Annotated in this window: 18 protein-coding genes; 8 read left to right on the top strand and 10 right to left on the bottom strand. The window is 70.4% G+C overall.

Features of this window, described 5'->3' with window-relative positions:
* Nucleotides 1-55 precede the first annotated feature (55 nt).
* The 4 genes from ACZ4TR_RS18090 to ACZ4TR_RS18075 form a co-directional block, all read right to left on the bottom strand.
* Nucleotides 56-1,123 (bottom strand): DUF2855 family protein, encoded by a 1,068-nt coding sequence (locus tag ACZ4TR_RS18090; protein WP_465288055.1) that lies wholly within the window; start codon nucleotides 1,121-1,123, stop codon nucleotides 56-58.
* A gap of 204 nt (nucleotides 1,124-1,327) precedes the next feature.
* Nucleotides 1,328-1,549, bottom strand: a complete 222-nt coding sequence (locus tag ACZ4TR_RS18085; RefSeq protein ID WP_364526953.1) for an MbtH family protein — start codon at nucleotides 1,547-1,549, stop codon at nucleotides 1,328-1,330.
* Between the two features lie 17 nt (nucleotides 1,550-1,566).
* Nucleotides 1,567-3,321 carry a non-ribosomal peptide synthetase gene (locus tag ACZ4TR_RS18080; protein ID WP_465288054.1) on the bottom strand — a complete coding sequence of 585 codons (1,755 nt, stop codon included), beginning with the start codon at nucleotides 3,319-3,321 and terminating at the stop codon, nucleotides 1,567-1,569.
* 23 nt (nucleotides 3,322-3,344) lie between these two features.
* Nucleotides 3,345-4,619 carry an NAD(P)/FAD-dependent oxidoreductase gene (locus ACZ4TR_RS18075; RefSeq protein WP_364526957.1) on the bottom strand — a complete coding sequence of 425 codons (1,275 nt, stop codon included), beginning with the start codon at nucleotides 4,617-4,619 and terminating at the stop codon, nucleotides 3,345-3,347.
* A gap of 276 nt (nucleotides 4,620-4,895) precedes the next feature.
* Here ACZ4TR_RS18075 and ACZ4TR_RS18070 point away from each other — a divergent pair, with 276 nt between their 5' ends.
* Together ACZ4TR_RS18070 and ACZ4TR_RS18065 are read left to right on the top strand one after the other, a co-directional pair.
* A complete protein-coding gene (locus tag ACZ4TR_RS18070) occupies nucleotides 4,896-6,230 on the top strand; it encodes an MFS transporter (RefSeq protein WP_465288053.1) in 1,335 nt (444 codons plus the stop codon).
* Nucleotides 6,227-7,615 (top strand): condensation domain-containing protein, encoded by a 1,389-nt coding sequence (locus ACZ4TR_RS18065; RefSeq protein WP_465288052.1) that lies wholly within the window; start codon nucleotides 6,227-6,229, stop codon nucleotides 7,613-7,615. The genes ACZ4TR_RS18070 and ACZ4TR_RS18065 overlap by 4 nt, the downstream gene beginning before the upstream one ends.
* Before the next feature lie 129 nt (nucleotides 7,616-7,744).
* On the opposite strand, the gene ACZ4TR_RS18060 is transcribed toward ACZ4TR_RS18065, so the two are convergent.
* Nucleotides 7,745-8,548, bottom strand: coding sequence for a hypothetical protein (locus ACZ4TR_RS18060; protein ID WP_465288051.1), 804 nt, complete (start codon nucleotides 8,546-8,548; stop codon nucleotides 7,745-7,747).
* Between the two features lie 24 nt (nucleotides 8,549-8,572).
* The gene (locus ACZ4TR_RS18055; RefSeq protein WP_465288050.1) at nucleotides 8,573-9,793 is read right to left on the bottom strand and encodes a cytochrome P450 family protein; all 1,221 of its coding nucleotides are present in this window, start codon (nucleotides 9,791-9,793) and stop codon (nucleotides 8,573-8,575) included.
* A 335-nt stretch (nucleotides 9,794-10,128) separates the two neighbouring features.
* Here ACZ4TR_RS18055 and ACZ4TR_RS18050 point away from each other — a divergent pair, with 335 nt between their 5' ends.
* Together ACZ4TR_RS18050 and ACZ4TR_RS18045 are read left to right on the top strand one after the other, a co-directional pair.
* The gene (locus ACZ4TR_RS18050) at nucleotides 10,129-11,169 is read left to right on the top strand and encodes an NAD(P)-dependent alcohol dehydrogenase (RefSeq protein WP_465288049.1); all 1,041 of its coding nucleotides are present in this window, start codon (nucleotides 10,129-10,131) and stop codon (nucleotides 11,167-11,169) included.
* Nucleotides 11,170-11,383: 214 nt separating this feature from the next.
* On the top strand, nucleotides 11,384-12,568 hold the full coding sequence (locus ACZ4TR_RS18045) for an acyltransferase family protein (protein ID WP_465288048.1): 1,185 nt from the start codon (nucleotides 11,384-11,386) through the stop codon (nucleotides 12,566-12,568).
* A 54-nt stretch (nucleotides 12,569-12,622) separates the two neighbouring features.
* On the opposite strand, the gene ACZ4TR_RS18040 is transcribed toward ACZ4TR_RS18045, so the two are convergent.
* The 4 genes from ACZ4TR_RS18040 to ACZ4TR_RS18025 form a co-directional block, all read right to left on the bottom strand.
* Entirely contained in the window at nucleotides 12,623-13,465 is an 843-nt protein-coding gene (locus ACZ4TR_RS18040; protein ID WP_465288047.1) for an SCO6745 family protein, read from the bottom strand.
* A 168-nt stretch (nucleotides 13,466-13,633) separates the two neighbouring features.
* Entirely contained in the window at nucleotides 13,634-14,974 is a 1,341-nt protein-coding gene (locus tag ACZ4TR_RS18035; RefSeq protein WP_465288046.1) for an extracellular solute-binding protein, read from the bottom strand.
* Nucleotides 14,971-16,332 carry a condensation domain-containing protein gene (locus ACZ4TR_RS18030; RefSeq protein WP_465288045.1) on the bottom strand — a complete coding sequence of 454 codons (1,362 nt, stop codon included), beginning with the start codon at nucleotides 16,330-16,332 and terminating at the stop codon, nucleotides 14,971-14,973. The genes ACZ4TR_RS18035 and ACZ4TR_RS18030 overlap by 4 nt, the downstream gene beginning before the upstream one ends.
* Nucleotides 16,333-16,348: 16 nt before the next feature.
* Nucleotides 16,349-17,845 (bottom strand): 4-hydroxyphenylacetate 3-hydroxylase family protein, encoded by a 1,497-nt coding sequence (locus tag ACZ4TR_RS18025; protein ID WP_364524428.1) that lies wholly within the window; start codon nucleotides 17,843-17,845, stop codon nucleotides 16,349-16,351.
* A gap of 279 nt (nucleotides 17,846-18,124) precedes the next feature.
* Here ACZ4TR_RS18025 and ACZ4TR_RS18020 point away from each other — a divergent pair, with 279 nt between their 5' ends.
* From ACZ4TR_RS18020 to ACZ4TR_RS18005, 4 genes are read left to right on the top strand one after another with little or no spacing between them, the layout of a single operon-like run.
* Nucleotides 18,125-19,036: a hypothetical protein gene (locus ACZ4TR_RS18020; RefSeq protein ID WP_465288044.1), complete on the top strand. Its 912-nt coding sequence runs from the start codon at nucleotides 18,125-18,127 to the stop codon at nucleotides 19,034-19,036.
* The gene (dmpG, locus tag ACZ4TR_RS18015; RefSeq protein WP_465288043.1) at nucleotides 19,033-20,076 is read left to right on the top strand and encodes a 4-hydroxy-2-oxovalerate aldolase; all 1,044 of its coding nucleotides are present in this window, start codon (nucleotides 19,033-19,035) and stop codon (nucleotides 20,074-20,076) included. Before ACZ4TR_RS18020 ends, dmpG begins: the two co-directional genes overlap by 4 nt.
* Nucleotides 20,073-21,089, top strand: coding sequence for a beta-ketoacyl-ACP synthase III (locus tag ACZ4TR_RS18010; protein ID WP_364524434.1), 1,017 nt, complete (start codon nucleotides 20,073-20,075; stop codon nucleotides 21,087-21,089). The genes dmpG and ACZ4TR_RS18010 overlap by 4 nt, the downstream gene beginning before the upstream one ends.
* A gap of 29 nt (nucleotides 21,090-21,118) precedes the next feature.
* Nucleotides 21,119-21,355, top strand: coding sequence for an acyl carrier protein (locus ACZ4TR_RS18005; protein ID WP_364524436.1), 237 nt, complete (start codon nucleotides 21,119-21,121; stop codon nucleotides 21,353-21,355).
* The last annotated feature ends 3 nt before the right edge of the window (nucleotides 21,356-21,358 follow it).

The following is a 21,358-nucleotide window of genomic DNA, read 5'->3' as shown; positions in this document are numbered from 1 at the left end:
ACGCAAAGAGAAAGGGCGCCGGGAAAGATCCCGGCGCCCTTTCCGCTGCCTCCGCTCAGGGCGTGAGGATCGTGAAGCCGTTCGCCGGGTGGGTGCCGTCGGCCAGGCTCCGGAACACCTTCGCGATCGCCTCGGGACCGTTGGCGGCGGTGACACTCAGCCAGGACTCGGTGGCGTCGATGAACTCGTCCTCGGCGGCGTGGTAGCGGGCGAAGAACGCGTCTTCCCCCTCGGCCTCGATCGTCGCGCCCTCGACCGCGGGCGTGAAGAACAGTTCCGGCGCGGGGTCGGCGAGCTCCGGCGGCGGCTGCGCGCCGTGCGTCCAGCCCAGCAGCGCGACGTGCACCAGGCCGGAGCGGAACTTGCCGTGGATGGCGGTGAGCACGGCGGCGTCCCCGGCGAGGTCGACGCACAGGACCGGACCGGCGGGCACCGCCGGCAGCGCGTCGTAGGTGGTCACCTCGTCGAACAGCCCGAGACCGGTGAGGAACTCCGCGTGGCCGCCGCCGGTGAGCCCGATGGTGCGCACGTTCGCGGCGCCGCGCAGGCGGTGCGCGATCCCGATGCCGACCTTGCTCGACGCGGAGGTGATGAGCACGGTGAGCCCGTCGTCACCCGCCTGGCCGGCGGCGAAGTCCGCGACGTGGAAGGCCGCGGGGTAGATCGGCCGCAGCAGGGTCCGGCGGTCGTCGCGGTCGTCGGCCGGGCCCGCCGGCTGGAACGTCTGGTACCAGGGGTGGGCGAAGTACCGGCCCGGCGTGGTGTCCACGAACCCGCGCGAGGCCGGCTCCGGCCGGACCACGTGGTGGCTCGACGACGGCAGGAACCCGAAGAACCGGTCGCCGGTCGCGTAACCGGGGTGGTTCGACCGGGCCACCCGGGCGAAGCCCCAGAGCGGAAGCCGGCCCAGGACCGGGTCCGGCGCGGGGAACGCGTCCCAGAAGTTCAGCGGCGGGATGGCGCCCCACCGCGCGTAGGTCACGTTGTTCATGGTCAGCGCCAGCCGCTCGACCGCGAGCTCGACCTCGCCCGCCTCGAGCCCGGCCGCGGCGACGTCGCGCACCTCGCCGGCCGCGAGGTCGTCGCGCTCGATCAGCAGTTCCCATCTTGCCGCTTCGGTCATCCGTGTTCTCCTTGCTGGATCGTCAGGCCGCGTGGCCGTCGGTGGGTACGAGGGCAGCCGCGGGGAGGCCGGCAGCGCGCTCCATGGTGTCCTCGGGCTCGGGCGCGCCGCATCTCCCGCGGTGCCCCGTCGAGGTGGAGACACGATTCCGCCCGGCGAACCGGAATTCGCCGGGCGGAATCGGGTGGGGCGGGTCCGGCCGGATCAGCTCCCGGCGTGGGCCGTGATGAACTCGGCGACCGAGCGCGGGCGCAGGTCCACCCAGTTCTCCCGGACGTAGTCCAGGCACTCCTCGCGCCGGCCCGGCCCGTGCACGACGGTCCAGCCGCCCGGTGCCGGCGCGAACGCCGGCCACAGCGAGTGCTGGTTCTCGTCGTTGCGCAGGACGGTGTAGTTGGAGTCCGGCTCTTCGAACGGGTTCGCCATCGGTTGCTCCCTCCGGCTCAGGCCGCCGCGGCGGCGGTGTCGATGTGGTCGGCCAGCCCGGCCACGGTGGGGATGTCGAACAGCACGTTGATCAGCAGGTCGACCCCGGCCTCGGAGCGGATCCGGCTGAGCAGCCGCATCGCCGCCAGCGACTGGCCGCCGAGGTCGAAGAAGCTGTCGTCGATGCCGACCTGGGACACCTCGAGCACCGAGCTGAAGATCGCGCACAGCTTCTCCTGCAGCGGCGTCTCCGGGGCCCGGTAGGCCGACGCGGCCTCGAAGTCGGGCTCCGGCATCGCCTTGCGGTCGAGCTTGCCGTTCGACGTCAGCGGGAGCGACTCCAGCTGGATGAGCGCGGCCGGAATCATGTAGTCGGGCAGCGTCTCCCTGGCGTGCGCGCGCAGCGCCCCCAGGTCGATGTCACCGGACTCCGGCACGACGTACCCGACCAGCCGCTTCTCGCCCGACTCGAGCACGCGCACCACGACGACGACCTGCGCGAGCCCGGGGTAGCTGCTCAGCGCTGCCTCGACCTCGGCCAGCTCGACCCGGAAGCCGAGGATCTTCACCTGGCTGCTCGCCCGGCCGACGTACTCGATCAGGCCGTCGTCGTTGCGGCGCGCCAGGTCCCCGGTGCGGTACATGCGGGCGCCCGGCTCGCCGAACGGGTCCGCGACGAACACCTCCGCGGTCAGGTCCGTGCGGCCGAAGTAGCCCCGCGAGACCCCGCGACCGGCGATGTAGATCTCGCCCTCGATGCCTCTCGGCACCGGGGTGAGGCGCTCGTCGAGGATGTGGATCGTGACGTCGTCGAACGCGTCCCCGACCGGCACCAGCGTGCCGGGCCGGTACGACGAGGTCAGCGGGTGGTGCGCCGAGAACAGCGAGCACTCCGTGACCCCGTACATCGCCCGGATCACGAGGTCCGGGCAGGCGTCCAGCACCCGGCGCACCGCGTTCGGGGCGATCACGTCGCCGCCGGTGAGGATCTCGGTCAGGCCGGTGAACGTCTCGAGCGACTCCTCCGCGAGCACCCGGAACAGCCCGGCCGTCAGGTGGATCCCGGTGATCCGCTCGCCCGCGATCAGCTCGCGCAGCGTCGCCGGCGTCAGCTGCCCCGGCGGCGCGACGACGATCCGGCCGCCGTGCAGCAGCGGCATCCAGATCTCGTACGTGGACACGTTGAACGCGTACGGCGCCACCATCAGCACCCGCGCGTGCCGCTCGACCGTCCACTGGGTGTTGAAGATCAGCCGCACCACGTCCCGCTGGGTCACCGCGACCCCCTTGGGGTGGCCGGTGGAGCCGGACGTGTGGATCACGTAGGCCAGCTGGTCCGGGTGGATCGGCACCGACGGGTCGGTGGCCGGCTGCCCGGCGGTGGCCGGGTCGTCGTCGACGACCACGACCGGCACCCCGGACGGCAGGCCCGCGTCCCGCGTGGTGGTGTCGGCCAGCAGCACCGACACTTCCGCGTGGTCCACGACCCACTGCCGGCGCTCGGCCGGGTAGTCCTCGTGCACCGGCACGTAGACGCCGCCGGCCTTGACGGTCGCGAGGATCGCCACCACCAGGTCGATCGACCGCTCCAGCAGCACCGCCACCCGGTCGTCCTGGCGGACGCCGAGCCCGATGAGCCGGTGCGCGAGGCGGTTGGCCCGCTCGTCGAGCTCCCGGTAGGTCAGCGCGGCCGGGCCCGCGGACACGGCGACGGCGTCCGGCGTCCGCGCGACCTGCCCGGCGAACCGCTCGGAGATGACAAATGATTCCATCTGCGTGGTCCCCATCCCTGTCCCTAGCCCGCCAGCGTGTCCGGCACGTCCGGCGCGTCGCTGTCGCGGAACGCCCGCAGCGCCAGCGGCCCGTCGAAGATGTCCCGCATGCCGGAGACGCCGGACAGCATCCGGGCGAAGTCGATCTTGCGCGGGCGCAGGCGCTTCGGGTCGATGCTCTGCTGCGCCGCCTCGAAGTAGTCCTCTTTGGACTTCGTGCGGTCGTAGAAGAACCGGACGAACTCCAGCAGCGAGGTGAGGAATTCGCGGTAGTTGCGCTCGTAGCGCTCGTAGAGCACTTCTTCCTGGTCCGGGTTGCGCAGCGCGAGGTTGGCCGTCTCGAACAGGCCGAGGGAGCCGCGCAGGGTCAGGCCGACACCGGTGGACAGCAGCGGGTCGATGAACGCCGCCGAGTCGCCGACCAGGGCCCAGCCCGGACCGTAGAACTTCTTGCAGGTGTAGGACCAGTCCTTGATCGTGCGGTAACCGCTGACGCGGGTGGCCGGCGCGGTGAGCGAGGTGATCTCGTCGGCCGCGGCCAGCTCGCTGGCGTGCAGCTCCTCCAGCGACTTGCCCGCCTTCTTGTACTCGTCGATGGGCGTCACGTAACCGACGCTCACCGTCGAGTCCGACAGCGGGATGAACCAGAACCAGCCGTGCGGGCGGTTCTCGGTGAGCGTGTCGCCCCACCGCGTCCCGCTGTAGCGGTTGCAGTTCTGGAAGTACGCCCAGACCGCGATGTTGCGCAGGTCGTTGTGGTACTCGATGAGGTCGAGCTTGCGCGGGAGCAGGTGCTGCTGGCCGGACGCGTCGATCACCAGCGTCGACCCGACGGTGGTCGGTTCGGCGTCGCCCTTGCGCTGGAACCGCACGCCGACGGCGCGCTCACCCTCGAAGAGCACGTCCTGGACGGTGGCCTCTTCGATCACCAGCGCGCCGAGCTCGCGGGCCCGCCCCAGCAGGACCGAGTCGAAGTCGGCCCGGCGGACCTGGAAGGTGTACTCGTACTCCGAGGCCTCGGTGAACCGGAAGTCCCACGCGCCCTGGTTGCGGCCCCACATCAGCGTGCCGCCGTACTTGCGGACGTAGCCCATCTTGTCCAGCCGGTCCCGCAGGCCGAGCGCCTCGATCGTCGGCATGGACCCGGTGATGAGCGACTCGCCGATGTGGTAGCGCGGGAACTTCTCCTTCTCCAGCACGAGCACCTTGTGCCCCTGCTGCGCCAGCAACCCGGCGGTCGCTGACCCACCGGGACCCCCGCCGATGACGACGACGTCGAAATGTTCCTTGTCAGCCATTACCGTGCTTCCTCCGTCACGTCACGTGCTTCCGGTTTCCCAGGGCGATGCCGCTGGATCTCGACCGCTTCGTACTGGACTTCCGTCCACGGTGGCGGAAAGCGCGGCCTGCTCGCATCTCCCGGATTGTCGAGCCCGGCGAGCCGCGCCGGTGCGGGGGACAGCGCGCTCCAGAAGACGTGCTCCGCGGGGGAGACCCGAGAGCATTCCGGGAGCGGACCTTGCGGACACCAACACTCAGGCCGCGCTTCGCGCGTTTCAGAGAGCGGGTTCATGATGACTTTCAGTCCTGTCGCGTATGCCAAGGAGCACGTCCCGCCGCCGGGGCCCCAGCGGGCGTACGTCCTGGGCTTCGCCATGGGCATGCTGGCCAACGGCGTCTTCCTGCCGATCTACGTGCTCTACTGCACGCAGATCGTGGGGATCTCGAATTCGGGGACCGCGCTGGCGATCGCGGTCGGCGGGCTCGTCGGCCTGCCGCTCACCACCTACGCGGGAGACCTGGCCGACCGGCTGGGCCCGCGCCGCGTGGTGTTGTTCGGGCTGGCCGGGCAGCTGACCGGGATGGGCAGCTACGTGTTCATCCAGGGATTCTGGTCGCTGCTGATCCTCATCGTGTGCATGAACATCTTCGCGTTCACCTACATGGCTTCCGAAGGCGCGCTGATGCGCCGGATCGGTGGCGCGGAAACGATCACCTTCCGCAGCCAGGTCCAGTCGATCGGGAACATCGGCCTCACCATCGGTGCGCTCGTCGCCGGGATCGGCATTTCGATCGGCACCCCGTGGGCCTACCGCGCGATGTTCCTGTTCTGCGCGGCCGCCTACGTGGTGGACGTCTTCATCACGCTCAGGATCCCCGACTACAAGCCGCTGCCGAAGCCGGAAAGCACCGGGGAGGCGAAGGGCCGCCGGTTCATCGTGTTCCGGGACAAGCCGTTCATCGCCTTCGCGCTGGTCTCCGGGGCGCTGTCGATGTCGATGCTCGTGGACAACATGCTGCTGCCGGTGTGGATCGTGGTGTACACGTCCGCGCCGCCCTGGACGGTGGCCGTCGTCTACGTGCTCAACACCGCGATGGCCATCCTGCTGCAGATGCGGCTCAGCCGGAACGTCAAGACCCTGCGCCAGGGCGGCTCGGCCCTGCTCCGCTGCGGCGTGACGCTGATCATCGGCTACCTGATGATGGCCCTGATGCCGGGGCAGACCCCGGTCCTGGCGACGGTCCTGCTCCTCGGCGGGGTCGCGGTGTCCGCCATCGCGCAGATCTGGCTGATCTCCGGCCGGTTCGTGTTCGAGTTCAACCTGCCGCCGGCGCACGCCCAGGGGCAGTACGACGGATTCCTGAACATGATCACCACGTTGAGCATGACGGTGGCGCCGCTGGTGCTGCTCGGGGTCGTGGCCAACCACGGCTTCGCCGGGTGGATGGGTCTCGGCGTGGCCTTCCTGCTGCTCGGGCTCCTGTGCCCGGCCATCGCGGCCTGGGGACTCCGGACGCGCCCGCCGGCGGTGACCCCGGACGAGGCGGTGACCCCGGACCAGGCGGTGGCCGGGTCCGGTGCGGGGCAGGAAATCATGGCGACAGCCGGAATGGACGACAGCAAATGACCATCGAACAGCAGCGCCCGAGCACCGGCGAAGCGCCGGCCGGCCGCCCGCTTTCGGCCAACGAGGAATTCCTGTACGCCTTCGACCGCGGCGACGACCTCGGCGTGTTCGGCCCGCGGGGGCTCGTCCTGGGCGGCTGGCGCCTGCACGGGCGCCTGGACACGGCGGCCGTGCAGCTCGCGCTGGACGACGTCGTCGCGCGGCACGAGGCGCTGCGCACCGCCATCGTCAGGGACGCGGAAGCACCCCGTGCCCGCGTCCACCCGCCGGGTCCGGTGGAGCTGACCGTCGTCGACCTTTCGGCGGCGGTGGGGGAGGCCGGCCGCGAGCGCCGGGCGCACGAGTTCCTCGACGAGGTCGACCAGGTCGGCAGGCTCTCGGCCACGCGCATGCCGTTGCTGCAGGCCAGGCTGGGCCGGTTCGACGACGAAGACGCGGTGCTCGTGCTCGTCACGCACCACACGGTCAGCGACGGCTGGTCCATGAACGTGCTCATGCGCGACTTCGTCAACTGCTACGCGAGGCGTCGCGGGCTGAGCGCGCCCGAGCTGCCGGAGATGTGCCAGTACGGCGAGTTCGCCGCCTGGCAGCAGCAGGCCCGCCTCAGCGAGTCCACCGCCCACGCGCACGAGTACTGGAAGACCAAGCTGGCGGGCGGGACGTTCCTCACCCTGCCCACCGACCGGCCGCGGCAGCTGGACGTCCCGCCGGTCTACTCGGTGTACCGGTTCCTGTTCGACCAGGAGCTGACCCGGGCCGTCACCGCGCTGGCGAAGTCGCTGCACAGCTCGCCGTTCATGGTGCTCTACGCCTGCTTCAACCTGTTCCTGCACCGCCGGACCGGCGTGCGCGACATCGTCTCGCCGATCATCACCTCCGGCCGCCGGGAGCCCCGGTTCGAGCAGACGGTGGGGGCGTTGTTCAACTTCCTGCCGATCCGCACCGACCTGTCCGGTTGCGCGAACTTCGCCGGCCTGGTGCACCGCACCCGGGCGGCGTTGCTCGAGGCGTACTCCTACGAGCTGCCGTTCAACGACGTCATCGCCCAGTCCGACCCGGAGCTCATGCGCGGTCCGACGTCGAACGTGAACAGCGTCATCACCGCGTTCCAGATCTCCCAGTTCCCGCCGGAGCTGGAGACCGAGGACGTCGGCGACATCAGGTACTCCGGGCTTCGCCGGCGCCTGAACTCGTCCGACGACATCTCGGAAATCCCGGACGGCAACCTCTGGGACTTCTACCTGGACCCGGCCGGCGACGTGGTCGGGCACGTGCGGTTCAACAGCCGCGACTTCGACCGGGCGACCATCGTCGCGATGGTCGACGAGTACCGGGAGCTGATGCTCGCGTCGCTGAGGTCACCGGCTTCGGCGTTGGCGCGGTAGGAATCGCGCGAGCACGACGAGAGCCCCGGCCCGGGGAAGGGCCGGGGCTCTCGTCGTTTCCGTTCCGGCGAAACCGAAGAGGCGCTCCCGTCCTGTTCGGACGGAAGCGCCTCTTCGGTGGTTCTCGGCTCAGTGGCGCTCGATCAGGTCGAGCACCACCTTCGCCACCTCCGGCGTCACGGCGTCGGGCCGGTCCGCGGGCGGTGGCGGCGTGATCCGGCACCGCTCCGGACCGGTCCCGGGCACTACGAAGCCGGGTTCGTCGGTGAGCACCGAGATCGCGACCGCGTCGGAAGGCACCTTCACGGGCTGGTCGTTGCGGCAGGCCAGCAGGAAAGCGAGCCAGGTCCGGTACGACACCAGCAGCTCGGAGAACGCCAGGGGCGCCTTGCTCAGGCCGAGCCGCTTCGCCAGCCCCGCCAGCCCCTCGGTCATGAGCTGTTCCATCCCCGCGATGCAGGACCACGGATCGCCGTCCAGGTCGGGGCAGGGCAGGTCGGCCACGCCCAGTTTTCCCTGGAACTCGGCGAACCGCTCGGTGACGTGGTCCGTGCCGGGCCAGGTCGGCTGCACCAGGATGGCCGTGACCTCCCGGTCGCCGGCCAGCCGGTCGGCGATCTGCAGGGACAGCGCGGCCGCGCTGCAGTGGCCCACGACGAACACCCGCCGGTCGGGTGCCCCGGAGGTTTCGGCGGCGCGGAAGAGCGCCGCGGTCTCGTCCGCCAGTTCCGGCACGGCGGCGTAGAGCCGGTCGCCGGAGAGCGCACCGCGGGGATCCACCTGGTGGACCGGGTGACCGGCGGCCGCGTCGCTCACCAGCTTGCTGAGCCGCGGTGCCGCGGTGAGCGGCTGGAAGTCGGCAACCAGGATGGCCGCCCCGTCCCCGGAGCTGAGCCGGCTGCACAGTGGTCTGGTACCCACGACGGCCTGCATCGAAGTGTCCTTTCCTCGGGCGCTTCAGCCCTTCAGCAGCAGCGGGACTTCGGCGGGCCCGTTGAAGATGAACGTCGCCGCGGGCTTCAGCTCGGTGGCCGGGACGGCCAGCTTGAGCTCGGGGAACCGCTCGAACAACGCCGGCAGCGCGACCATCGCCTCCATGGTGGCCAGCGCGGGGCCGAGGCAGCGGTGCCGGCCGTAGCCGAAGCCGAGGCTGCTCTTGTCCTCGCGGGTGATGTCGAACTCGTCGGCGGTGTCGCCGTACTTCACGGGGTCGCGACCGGCCGCGAGGTAGTTGATGAGCACCAGGTCGCCCTTGGCGATCGTCACCCCGCCGATCTCGATGTCCTCGAGCGCGCAGCGGAACGGCATCGAGCCGACGGCGCCGTCCTTGCGGACTTCCTCGTCCCACGCCGCTTCCCAGCTGGCTTCCCCGGCGAGGATCGCGGCGAGCTGGTCCGGGTGCGTGAGCAGGTCGACCAGCGTGTGGCACAGGACGTTGGCCGTGGTTTCCGTGCCACCGCCGATGAGCAGGTGCACCGAGCCGACGACCTCTTCGTCAGTCAGGGGCGCCTCGTCGTCTTCGGTCGCCTTGATGATGATGGTGGTGAGGTCGTCGCCCGGCTCGCGCCGCTTGGTCTCGACCAGCCGGCCGAGTGCCTCGTGCCACTGGTGGAGGTTGGCCTCGGCCTCCTCGGCGGTGTTGTCCGTCTTCGCGTTCACCTGGGCGCCCTGCAACATGGCCTTCTGGTCCTCTTCGCGGATTCCCAGCAGGTCGCAGACGAGGATGGTCGACAGCGGGTAGAAGAACCGGCCCTTGATGTCCACCACCTCGTCGGCGGGCACCGTCGCGAGGTCGTCGAGGAGGCGGTGCACGATGCCTTCGATGATCGGCCGGGACTTCGCCACCTGGCGGCTGGTGAACGCCCGCGCGACGAGCTTGCGGAGGCGGTCGTGCTCCGCGCCGTCCCGGGTCTGCATGTTGTCCATGGCGACCCAGGTGAACAGCTCCCAGTCCTGCGGCACCCGGCCCGCCTGGAACTCGGGCCAGTTGTCCTTGGTGTTCTTCGCGATCCGCGGGTCGACGAGCAGCTGCCTCGCCTCTTCGTAGCCGGTCACCGACCACGCGGTGTACCCGCCGTGCAGTTCGACGCGGGTGACCGGACCGCGGGCGCGCAGGTTCTTGTTCTCCTGGTGGAGATCACTGCCGCTCCGGTCCAGTACGTACGGGCACTTGTCCATTGCTTACTCCATACTGCCGGCGACACCGGAAAGGTGAAGAAATCTGTGGGTGCTGATCCCGGCCGGGACAGGAATCCCTTGAATCATCCGCACGTTCCGCGCCGACGGCGTCTCGCAGGCTGCTCCGGATCGGCGCAACCCGGAGGTTGCCGGCAGGAGCGGGACACGGAAACGAGCCGGACCGCTTCTGCCCGTTACCTCCCCCTTGCGCGGGTTCGCGGGAACTCCGTTCGCGCAACCGGTTCGGCAACTTGGGATACGCGGGTGCGGTTCGCGGCTGGTTGACTCGGTGGAACCGTTGGTTTTCCCGAGTCCCGTGAGGAGAGTGCTGAGCCTTGTTCACCACTGAGGCGATTGCCGCGCCGGCAGAAGGTGCCCCGCTCGGGGCCGCGACGATCGACCGTCGCGAGGTCGGGCCGCAGGACGTGCTGATCGACGTGGCGTACTGCGGGATCTGCCACACCGACATCCACCACGTGCGCGGGGAGTGGGGGCCGCAGCCCTACCCGCTGGTGCCCGGCCACGAGATCGTCGGGACCGTCTCCGCGGTCGGCGCGGAGGTCACGCGGTTCTCGCCCGGGGACCGCGTCGGGGTCGGCTGCATGGTCCGCTCCTGCGGCGAGTGCGCGAGCTGCCAGGCCGGGCAGGAACAGGACTGCGCGGGCATGGTCGGCACCTACGGCGGCACCGACGCCGACGGCACGGTCACCCAGGGCGGTTACTCCGGGAAGATCGTGGTCGGCCAGAACTTCGTCCTCCGCGTCCCGGAAAGCCTCGACCCGGCCGGCGCGGCGCCGCTGTTGTGCGCCGGCGTCACCATGTTCTCCCCGCTGCGCCGCTACGGGGCCGGCCCCGGCAAGAAGGTCGCCGTGCTCGGGCTGGGCGGCCTCGGCCACGTCGGCGTCAAGCTCGCCGTCGCCATGGGCGCCGAAGTCACCGTGCTTTCCCAGACGCTGAAGAAGCTCGAGGACGGTCAGCGGCTCGGCGCGACCCACTACCACGCGACCAGCGACGCCGACGCCGTCGCCGGGCTCGCCGGCCGGTTCGACCTCCTGATCAGCACCGTCACCGCGGCCCCCGACGTCGCCACCCTGCTGTCCCTGCTGGCTCCCGGTGGCACCCTGGTGAACGTCGGTCTCCCCGGCGAACCCCTTGTCCTGCCTGCCTTCTCCCTCGTCATGGGCCGCAAGACCCTCGCCGGCTCCCTGTTCGGCGGCATCGCCGAGACCCAGGAAATGCTCGACTTCTGCGCGGCGCACGGCATCACCGCGGACGTCGAGGTCATCACGCCCGACGCCGTCAACGCCGCCTACGACCGCGTCCTGGCTTCCGACGTCCGGTACCGCTTCGTCATCGACACCGGCAGCCTTTCCTGATCCCGACGGGGAAAGCCCTGGGGTGAGCCCGCTTCTCGCTCGTGCGAGTGCCCGCACCCCAGGGCTTTCCCCGTTTTCGCGTCCGCGCGGTACGTCACGTTCGGCGCTCGTCCGGGCACCCCACGCGTGCAATTCCAGAAGGCGTCGGCACGTGTTCCCCCGTGCGAAACTCCTCGTGCTGCCAATCACGAAAGCAGGAGCAGGGAGTAGATCCATGTCGCAGGAAGCAACCCAATCCCGTTCGGGGCCGGCCCCGGCGCGAAATCTGACCACGCGTTTGCCGTCGCTGACCGGACTCCGTTTCATCGCGGCCTTGATGGTGTTCGCCTTCCACGCGATCGTATTGGCTCCCTTCGCCTCGAAAGGCGCCCAGACCGTCACGAACACGGTGTTCGGCGGCGGCGGCTTCACCGGCGTGACCTTCTTCTTCATCCTGAGCGGGTTCGTCCTCACCTGCGCCCTGCGGCCGCGGGACACCGCCCCGAAGTTCTGGCGCAGAAGGTTCTTCAAGATCTACCCCAACCACCTGATCACCTTCGCGGTCGCGCTCATCCCGGTGACGGCGATCACCGGCACGGTGCTCCAGGGCGGCGTGCTGAACGCGCTGCTGCTGCAGAGCTGGAGCCCCAGCCTCGACGTCCGCACCAGCTTCAACCCGGTCGCCTGGTCGCTGTCGTGCGAGCTGCTGATGTACGCCGCGTTCCCGTTCATCATCAAGCTGATCAACAAGGTCCGGCCGGAGCGGCTGTGGCTCTGGACGCTCATCTCGGCCGCCTCGGTGCTGTCGCTCCCGAGCTTCGCCAAGCTGCTGCCGGCCGGCCAGCAGTTCCCGCAGGGCTTCAGCGACCTCGAGCTGTGGTTCGTCTTCCACTGCCCGGCGGGCCAGCTGCTGACGTTCGTCTTCGGCATCTTCATGGCGAAGGTCGTGCTCGCCGGGCGCAAGCTCCCGCTGAAGCTCGGCGGAGCGGTCGCCCTGACCGTCGGCGCCTACTTCGTCACCCCGCTGTTCGGACCGCTCTACCAGTTCAGCGCGGTCATGCTGATCCCGCTCGGCCTGCTCATCGCCGCCGGCGCGCGGGCCGACCTCGACCGGTTGCCGACGTTCCTCGGCAGCCGGCTGATGGTGTGGCTGGGCGACATTTCGTTCGCCTTCTACATGTGGCACCACCTGGTGCTCGTCACCGGCCACAACCTGCTGGGCCAGGGCGAGAACTGGAGCACGCTGACCTCGGCCGCCGTGCTGGCGCTGCTGTTCGCGGTGACCCTGCTGCTGTCCTGGTTGACGTTCAAGTTCGTCGAACAGCCCATCATGAAACGGTTCGCCACGTCCCGCCGCGGACGCGGCACGGCCGTGATCACGTCCGTCCCGACCGGCACCCAGGTCGACCGCGCCGCCTGACGCGCCGCCGCACGAAGAAGGGCGCCCGGAGTGATCCGGGCGCCCTTCTCGTCGTCAGTTCCGGACCGGCGCCGGGATCCCCGCGGCCACCAGCGCCGCGGTGATGGGGGTCAGCGCGGCCACCAGCTCGTCGAGCTCGGCGGGCGAGAGAGCGTCGTACGGCGGGGTGGCGAGGTCGTCGGTGAGGGCTTCGACGTGCTGCTTGGTCTTGCGGCCGGCGTCGGTGAACCAGCCGTCCTCGTCGACGAACCCGCGTTCGCGCAAGCCGGCCATGACCGCGGCCAGCCGCTCCTTCGGCAGGTGGTGGACGCGCCCGAACGACTCCGGCGGATGGATCCCCATCTCCAGCGCGGACAGCACGTGGGCCTCCGTGCCGCCGATGGACGCGCCGACGAGCGCGGCGATGTGCCCGTCACAACGGTGCTCGCGCAGCATGGTCGCGGAATGCCACAGCCGGGCGACCGGGTCGCCCGGCACCGGGAGGGCGCGCATCGCGGCGTACATCATCCGGCCTTCCGTGGGTGCGCTCGTCGCGGCCTTGGTGGTCAGTTCGGCGGCGCATAGCAGGCCGGGGGAGCCGGCCTGCTCGTCGCCGAGGATCCGCCGGAGGGAGGCCGCGCTGCCCCGCTCGCGCGCGGCGAGGGAGGCCTCGGGCGGGATCGTCTCCCACGCGCTGGGGATGTGCCGCGCGGCCTCGCCGTCGGCGAAGCTGTAGAAGGCCGCGTGCACGACGGAGGCCGGCACCCGCCCGAGTGGCGCGGCGCGGCTGGCGAAATAGCCGTCCCAATAGGTGCGGTGGCCGAGCGCGGCCAGTTCCTCGTTGCATTCGTCGGCGAAGAAGGTGACCAGGCAGATCGGCTCCAGGAGCTCGAACATGCGACGGGCAAGGCAAGTCATGACGGACATCATGCACGCGGTCACGTTGCGTTGACCAGACCGGCCGGCGCGATTCCCGCCGATCGTGCATTCCGTGGCCGCGGGCATCTCCGAAAGTGCGGAGTTCCTTGACAGCGAAAGGTCCTTTCCCCGCGGAATGCGCGAAGAAAGGACCGTTCGTGGAGTGCGTCAGCCGGCCAGGAGGTCGTCCGGGGTCACGGGCGGGTAGGCGAGGGCCGCCGCGTTGTAGCGGTCGAGCAGGTGCTGCGCTTCCTCGGTCGCCGCGCGGAAGCGGGCCGCCGGCTCCGCGTCCCGGAGCAGCACGTCCGCCATCGCCTCGGTGAGGACGACGTTGATGCCGTTGAGGTTGCCGACCATCGGGCCGGCCGCCGCCGGGGTCTGTTCGGCTGACGTCACTTGCGCTGTGGCGCACTGGAAACCGGGGAACGGATCGGCCCAGTCGTCCGCCTTCGTGCGCTCGTGAGCGGCCTGGGTGATCGGCAGCGAGGTCATCGGGTTCCCGGGAACGCTGATCCGGGTCACCGCGTGCTCCGCGTTCAGCTGGTGCTGGAGGAAAGCGAGAGCGCCGTCCTCCTTCTCCTTCGGCAGCCCCGCGGTCAGGAAGAGGGAATGGCCGCCGAGGGGGCCGCCGGGGGAGCGCTGCTCGTCCGGGCGCGGCAGCTGGCCCGCCGTGAGTTCGAAGCCGGCTTCGGCGGCCATGCCGACCATCATCTGGCCGACGGCCGAAGACGTGACCACGAACGCGATTTCCTGCCGCGCGAAGGCCTGCATGCAGGTGAAGTAGTGGAGTTCCTCGGTCGGGAGGTAGTACCCGCTCTCGAGCATCTCCTTCCACCAGCTCGCGTAACCGAGCAGCTCCGGCGAGTCCAGGAAGACGCGGGTCGCGCGGCCGGTCCGGCCGTTGCCGCCGTTGGTGAGCAGCGCGTCCTGGCCGGCGAGCTCCTGGTGGAACACCCAGCCGTAGTTGGGCCAGCTGACGCCGTGCCCCGGTCCGTCCGGCAGCGCGGCGAGGATCGCGCACGCCGCCGTGAGGTCCTTCCACGTCACGGGCATCCGCTCGATCCCGGCGCGGTCCAGCACGGTTTTGTTGCCGTACAGAAGGTTCGTCGTCACCATGCTCGGCACGGAGACCAGTTCACCGCCGACGCTGTAGTACCGGCGGACGGCGGGCACGAGGTCGTCGACGACCACCGGCTCGCCGAGGATCTCGGTCCGGCCGGCGATCGCCCGCTGGATCGGGACGAACATCGGTGCGCCGTCGGCCGCGCGCGTGTCCAGTGCCGTCTGGGTGGACGAGTACGTGTACTCCACGACGTCCGGGGGATTCCCCTGGGCGATCGCCTCGACGACCGCTTCGGGCATCAAGTGGACCTCGACCCGGCGGATGCGCACCTCGAACTCCGGGTGCGCCCGGTTGAACGACTCGGCCGCGAGCACCAGCGGGTCGCCGAAGCCGGGAAGGGTGCTGCCGGGGCTTTCCGTGATCCAGAGATCGATGACTGTCGTCACGAGAGTCCTCCGCCGTTGTCCGACTTTCCCGACGCCTGCCCGCGGGCCCAGACCTGGTCCGGCCGGTCGGCCATCGCCAGGATCAGGTCGATGTACTCGGCACCCCAGCGATCGACCGTGCTCGCGTCCACCGCGCTGGGCTCGTACTCGACGACACAGCGGAATTCCCCCGAGGGCACGACGAGGAAGGTCCAGATGAACGCGCCGCGGCGGAACGACGAGGGCTGTTCTTCGGCCAGGGTCACCGGTTCGACGCTGGTGGTGAACCCGGTGTCCTCGTGGTCCGCCGGCGAGCTGATGTAGTTGAACCCGGCCGGCAGGGCCAGCGGATCGCCCGGGCCCTTCATCAGGTCGGGGTACAGCTCGAGGATCGACCCCAGGGGAAGCTGGTGCTGCTGGGCTTCCGCGCTCGCCTTCCGGGCCCGGAGCATGAGGTCGGCGTAGCTCACGCAGTCGTCGAACTCCAGGCGGACGGGCACGAGGTTGGCGAAGAACCCGATGGTGTCGTAGAACTCCCGCGCCGGCCGGCCGCTGTTCACGGTCAGCAGGGTGAGGTCGGCCCGGCCGGAGATCTTTTCCACGAGCGCCATGTAGGCGGCGAGGAAGACGTGCCAGACGCTGCACCGGTGCCGGGCGGCGCCGGCGGTGACCTTCGCCAGGGTGTCCGGGTCGATGGTGAAGTTCCGCACCGCGGCCCGCGGCGCCTGGGTTTCGGGGCTGAAGGGCCGATCGGTGGGCATCGTGCACATCTCGGCGCCGGCCAGCTTGCCCTGCCAGAAGCGCCGGGCCGCCGTCGCCCGTTCGCTGCGCAGGAACTCCTGTTCCCAGGACGCGAACTCGCGGTACGGAACCGGCTTCGGCAGCGTGTGCGGCACCCCGGTCACCCGGGCGCGGTAGCAGGCCGCGATCTCGCGGCGGAGCACACCGATCGACCAGCCGTCGCTGAAGAGGTGGTGGGAGACGACGGTGAGCACGGCGTCACGGTCGTCGAACCGGTGCAGGGTGGCGTGCAACGACGGCGTGACCGCGAAGGACACCGGCTCTTCGTTCACCGCGGTGAGCAGCTCGATGGCGATCTCGTCGCGGGACTTGCCGGCCGCCGGCGCGACGTCGTGCACGGCGAGCGGAACCGGCAGCGGCGGCAGCACCACCTGGACCCCGCGGGTCCCGTCCGTCTCGTCGTAGTCGAGCCGGGTGCGCAGGGCCTCCTGCCGCCGCACCACCTCGTCGAGCGCGCCCTCGAGCGCGTCGACGCGCAGTTCGCCCTTGATGCGCAGGGCGAGGGCGACGATGTGCCGGGGTGAGCGGCCCAGGCCGTCCGGGTCCAGCTGCCGCGAACTCAGCGGATACACGTCCACAGTGGAGCTCCATACTCTATCGGGTGAGGTCGGGTACCTGCCAGCCGTCCAGGTCGTACTCGGCGAGGCAGCGGTCGACGAACGCGCGGTAGCTGTCCAGCTTCCCGTCGCCGATCTGGCCCCGCAGCAGCTCGATCCTGGTGTTTTCGTGGTTTCCGGTGTAGTTGAGCTCGTAGAGCTCGTGCCGGCCGCCGAATTCGGTGCCGACCGCGTCCCACAGCAGCTTCATCACCTTCACCCGCTCGACCGCGTCGACACCGTGCGAGCCGCGCAGGTAGGCGTCCAGGTACGGCCGGATCTCGGCGTTGTGGAAGTCGTCCGCGCCCGAGGGCAGGTAGATCAGCCCGCTCGCGATGTCCTGCAGCACGATCTCCTTGACCCGGGCGTAGCCGACCTGGGAGAACCACCGGTAGGCCATGATGTAGTCCGGGTTGGGCAGGACGGCGTTGTCCCGCCACATCACCGGGTTCCGCGCCGCCGCGTCGGACAGGCCCCAGAACAGGTTCCGCCAGGCGAGCACCTCGCCCAGCCGGGCCTGCACGCCGTGGAAGCCGGCGGCCCCGGTGATGTCCAGGGCCTTGGCCAGCAGCCCGGCGATGAACTCCAGCTTCACCGCGAGCCGGGTGCAGCCGTGGAACATGGCCCGCTCGAAGAACCCGGAATGCCCGCTGAACATGCCGACCTTGACGGCGTCACCGTAGATGAACACGTTCTCCCACGGGATCAGCACCTTGTCCATCACCAGGATGGCGTCGTTCTCGTCCATCCGGGACGACAGCGGGTAGTCGAACGGGCTGCCCGTCGCCTCCGCCGCGGCCGAGTACGACTGGCGGCAGATCAGCTTCAGGCCGGGAGCGTCCATCGGCACGGTGGCCACGATGGCGAACTTGCGGTCCTTGATCGGCAGGCCGGTGTGGGCGATGAAGTTGTAGTGCGTGAGCGCGGAGTTCGTCGCGACGACCTTCGCGCCGGTCACGATCACCCCGCTGTCGGTCTCCCGCTCGACGTGCACGAACACGTCGCCGACCTGGTCCGGAGGGAGATGCCGGTCCACCGGCGGGTTCACGATGGCGTGGTTCCAGTAGAGGACCTTCTCCTGCGACTCCCGGTACCAGCGCCGCGCGTTGGCGGCGAAGGGGTTGTAGAACTCCGCGTTCGCGCCGAGCGTGCCGAGCAGCGAGGCCTTGTAATCCGGGCTGCGCCCCATCCAGCCGTAGGTCAGCCGGGACCACGTGGCGATGGCCCGCTGGTCGGCGACCAGGTCCTCGGCGCTGTGCGGCGTGGTGAAGAAGCGGTGCGTGTAGCCGTCGGAACCTTCGGCGTCGGTGGCGGTGGTGAGCACGTCGCGGTGCTCCGGGTCGTGCAGCGCGTCGTAGAGCCGGGCGATCATCCGGGCCGGGTTGCGGAACGCCGGGTGCTCGGTGACGTCGTCGACCCGCTTGCCGTGGTGGTAGATCTCGCGTCCGTCGCGGATGCTCTCGAGGTACTCGGCGCCGGTCAACGGCCGTGTCATGGCATTCTCCGGTTTGGCTCGGCACATTCGGCTGGAGGTCGGGAAAAGAACACGCGCGGCATTTCTCGCGGGATCGTCTTCGCGTTCTCGGTAAGTATGCTCCGGTCTCGGATCCGGTCATCTTCATGCTTGCTCGCCCCGGCCGGCCGGTGGCCACGCAACCTGGAAGACGTTGGCCGGCGCTCTTTCCGGCAATCATGGATGCCCATGGGCTCTCCGCCCCTCGACGATTTCCCGCGACAGATCACTCGAGCCGTTCTCTCACGTCAGGAGTGACGAATGATCCACAACGACAACCGGACGGCGCCCGGCCGGCTGTCCGTGGCTGTGCTCGGCGCGGGCCTCATCGGCATCGACCTCATGACCAAGGTCCTCCGTTCCGACCGGCTGGAGCTCGGGCTCGTCGCGGGCCGGGACGAAGCCACGTCGGGACTGCGGCAGGCGGCCAAGCTCGGCGTGCCGGTCGCGGCGGGCGGCATTCAGTCCCTGGTGGACAACGAGCGTCCGTTCGACGTGGTGTTCGACGCCACCAGCGCCGCCGCCCACGCCGAGCACGTGGCGAAGCTCGCGCCCTTCGGCACGATGCTCATCGACCTGACGCCCAGCCGCCACGGGCAGATGATCTTCCCGACCGTCAACCGGGCGGACATCGCCACGCACCGCGACTTCAGCATGGTGAGCTGCGGCGGGCAGGCGGCCGTGCCGATCCTGCACGCGATCACGCGGTCCCACGCGATCGACTACATCGAGGTGGTGACGACCGCCGCCACCCTGAGCATCGGCCGCGGGACGCGCATGAACCTCGACGAATACGTCGACACCACGCAGGAAGCGGTCCGCAGCTTCACCGGCGTCGCGGACGTCAAGTCGATCCTCAACATCAGCCCCGCGCGGCCGCCGGCGACCTTCCGCGTGGCCATGTCCCTGCTGGGCGAGGACCTCACCACCGAATCGTTGCGCTCGGCCGTGCAGGGCGCCGCGGCCGAAGTCCGGTCCTTCGCCCGGGGCTTCGAAGTGAAGGCGTGCAGCGCGGACGACGGCAAGGGCTTCGTCGCCGTGGAGGTCACGTCGTCCGGGGACCGCATCCCGCGCTACGCCGGGAACCTCGACATCATCAATTCCGCCGCGCTCCTGGTCGCGGAGAGCTACGCGGCGGACCGGCTCCCGATGGCAGGCGTGGTGAACTCATGAGCGAGGCAACGACCCCGGACGCCGTCCCCGGCAAGCCGATCCAGATCCACGACCCGAGCCTCCGGGACGGCCACCACGCCGTCCGGCACAGCCTGAGCGCCGAGCAGCTGCGCGCCTACGCGCTGGCCGCGGACGCCGCGGGCGTCCCGGTGGTCGAGGTCGGCCACGGCAACGGCTTGGGCGCCTCCTCGCTCCAGGTCGGCCGGGCCAGGCTCAGCGACGACGAGATGCTGTCGGTCACCCGGGACGCACTGACGAACAGCAAGCTCGGCGTCTTCATGCTGCCCGGCTGGGGCACGATCAAGGACCTCGAGAACGCCATCGCGCACGACGTCGACCTGGTGCGCATCGGCACCCACTGCACCGAGTCCAGCCTGGCCGAGCGGCACCTCGGTTACCTGCGCGAGCGGGGGGTCGAGGCGCACGCCGTGCTCTTGATGAGCCACATGGCGACCGTGGAGCAGCTCGCCGGCCACTGCGCGCGCCTGGTCGGGTTCGGTGCCACCGGCGTCGGCATCATGGACTCCGCGGGCCACTACCTGCCGGCCGACGTCACCGAGCGCATCACGGCCATGTGCGGCGCCGTCGACGTGCCGGTGATGTTCCACGGGCACAACAACCTGGGCATGGCCGTGGCGAACTCCATCGCGGCGGCCGACGCGGGCGCGTCCATTTTGGACGCTTGTGCCCGGGGTTTCGGCGCCGGGGCGGGCAACACCCAGCTCGAGGTCCTGGTGCCGGTGCTCGAACGCGTCGGTTACCGCACGGGCATCGACCTGTACCGGCTCCTGGACGCGGCGGACGTCGCCGAACGCGAGCTGATGCCCGCGCCGCCCAAGGTCGACTCCCTCTCCATCGTCAGCGGCCTGGCCGGGGTGTTCTCCGGGTTCAAGCCCCGGGTGCTCGACATCTCGGCCCGCGAGGGCGTCGACCCGCGTGACGTCTTCTTCGAGCTCGGCCGCCGGCAGGCGGTCGCGGGCCAGGAGGACCTCATCGTGGACGTCGCGCTGGCCCTGCGGGGCGCCGGGGACGAGTCGTGACGGATCCGGTGGATCGCGCGGTCGTCTGCGGCATCGGCTATTGGCTGCCGGAGCGGACGGTCACCAACACGCAGCTGTGCGAGCGGCTCGACGTGTCGGAAGACTGGATCGAAGGCCGGACCGGGATCTCCCGGCGCCGCTGGGTCGAGCCGGGGGAGGCGACGTCCGACCTCGCGGTCGAGGCGGGCCGGGCCGCGCTCAAGTCGGCGGGTGGCGGGCCGGTCGACGCCGTCGTGCTGGCGACCACGACCCCGGACTACCGCTGCCCGGCGACCGCGCCCGACGTGGCCGCGCGCCTCGGCCTGAGCGGCGTCGCCGCGTTCGACGTCTCCGCCGTGTGCACGGGGTTCGTCTACGGCTTGGCGACGGCGGCGGGCTTCATCGCGGCCGGGCTGGCCGAGCGCGTCCTGCTGATCGCCGCCGAAGCGTTCTCCACCCTGCTCGACCCGGATGACCCGACGACCAGGCCGATCTTCGGTGACGGGGCGGGCGCCGTGGTGCTGCGGCGCGGGCGGGCCGGCGAGCCGGGCGCCATCGGCCCGCTCGTCCTGGGCAGCGACGGCGACCGCAGCGAGCTGATCACGGTGCGGGCCGGCGGCTCGCGGCTGCCCCTCCGGGAGCCGGCACCCGACGACGGGTCGCAGTACTTCCGGATGCGCGGACGCGAGGTGTTCCGGCAGTCGGTCGAGCGGATGAGCGCTGCGGCGACCGAGGCGCTGGCGGCGGCGGGCTGGCAGCTGGGCGACGTCGACCGCGTGATCACCCACCAGGCGAACGCGCGCGTCAGCGCCGCCCTGGCCACCCGGCTCGGCCTGCACCGGGACGCGGCGACGACGAACATCGCCGAAGTCGGCAACACCGCCGCCGCCTCGATCCCGGTCCTGCTCGCCCAGGCGGCCGCGAACGGGACCCTCGAGCCCGGCCACCGGGTGCTGCTCGCCGCGTTCGGCGGCGGCCTCACCTGGGGCGCCACCACGCTGACCTGGCCCGAGCTCGACATCCACGACGCATAGGCATCCGGCAACGGACACGGGAGGACGCAATGTACGAGCTGCTGAAGTCGGTCATGACCGAGGTGCTGCTGCTGGACGCCGACGCGGTGAGCCCGGACGCGAGCCGCGAAGACGCGGGCCTGGACTCCCTCGCCGTCGTCGAGCTGTCCATGGTGCTCGGCGAGCGCCACGGCATCGAGATCAGCGACGACGAGCTGCTCGAGCTCGACACGGTGGCGGAGATCGTCGCGCTCATGGAGCAGCGGAGCCGGAGTGCCGCGGCCTGAAGT

Source organism: Amycolatopsis sp. NPDC028719, from assembly GCF_055565395.1.
Note: the sequence above shows the minus strand (reverse complement) of the source record. Positions and strands in the feature narration are given on the sequence as shown.

Excerpts from the sequence above, each read along its gene's own strand:
- ACZ4TR_RS18090 (WP_465288055.1), bottom strand. The coding sequence starts at position 1,123 with ATGACCGAAGCGGCAAGATGGGAACTGCTGATCGAGCGCGACGACCTC.
- ACZ4TR_RS18085 (WP_364526953.1), bottom strand. The coding sequence starts at position 1,549 with ATGGCGAACCCGTTCGAAGAGCCGGACTCCAACTACACCGTCCTGCGC.
- ACZ4TR_RS18080 (WP_465288054.1), bottom strand. The coding sequence starts at position 3,321 with ATGGAATCATTTGTCATCTCCGAGCGGTTCGCCGGGCAGGTCGCGCGG.
- ACZ4TR_RS18075 (WP_364526957.1), bottom strand. The coding sequence starts at position 4,619 with ATGGCTGACAAGGAACATTTCGACGTCGTCGTCATCGGCGGGGGTCCC.
- ACZ4TR_RS18070 (WP_465288053.1), top strand. The coding sequence starts at position 4,896 with ATGACTTTCAGTCCTGTCGCGTATGCCAAGGAGCACGTCCCGCCGCCG.
- ACZ4TR_RS18065 (WP_465288052.1), top strand. The coding sequence starts at position 6,227 with ATGACCATCGAACAGCAGCGCCCGAGCACCGGCGAAGCGCCGGCCGGC.
- ACZ4TR_RS18060 (WP_465288051.1), bottom strand. The coding sequence starts at position 8,548 with ATGCAGGCCGTCGTGGGTACCAGACCACTGTGCAGCCGGCTCAGCTCC.
- ACZ4TR_RS18055 (WP_465288050.1), bottom strand. The coding sequence starts at position 9,793 with ATGGACAAGTGCCCGTACGTACTGGACCGGAGCGGCAGTGATCTCCAC.
- ACZ4TR_RS18045 (WP_465288048.1), top strand. The coding sequence starts at position 11,384 with ATGTCGCAGGAAGCAACCCAATCCCGTTCGGGGCCGGCCCCGGCGCGA.
- ACZ4TR_RS18040 (WP_465288047.1), bottom strand. The coding sequence starts at position 13,465 with ATGACTTGCCTTGCCCGTCGCATGTTCGAGCTCCTGGAGCCGATCTGC.
- ACZ4TR_RS18025 (WP_364524428.1), bottom strand. The coding sequence starts at position 17,845 with ATGACACGGCCGTTGACCGGCGCCGAGTACCTCGAGAGCATCCGCGAC.
- ACZ4TR_RS18020 (WP_465288044.1), top strand. The coding sequence starts at position 18,125 with ATGATCCACAACGACAACCGGACGGCGCCCGGCCGGCTGTCCGTGGCT.
- dmpG (WP_465288043.1), top strand. The coding sequence starts at position 19,033 with ATGAGCGAGGCAACGACCCCGGACGCCGTCCCCGGCAAGCCGATCCAG.
- ACZ4TR_RS18005 (WP_364524436.1), top strand. The coding sequence starts at position 21,119 with ATGTACGAGCTGCTGAAGTCGGTCATGACCGAGGTGCTGCTGCTGGAC.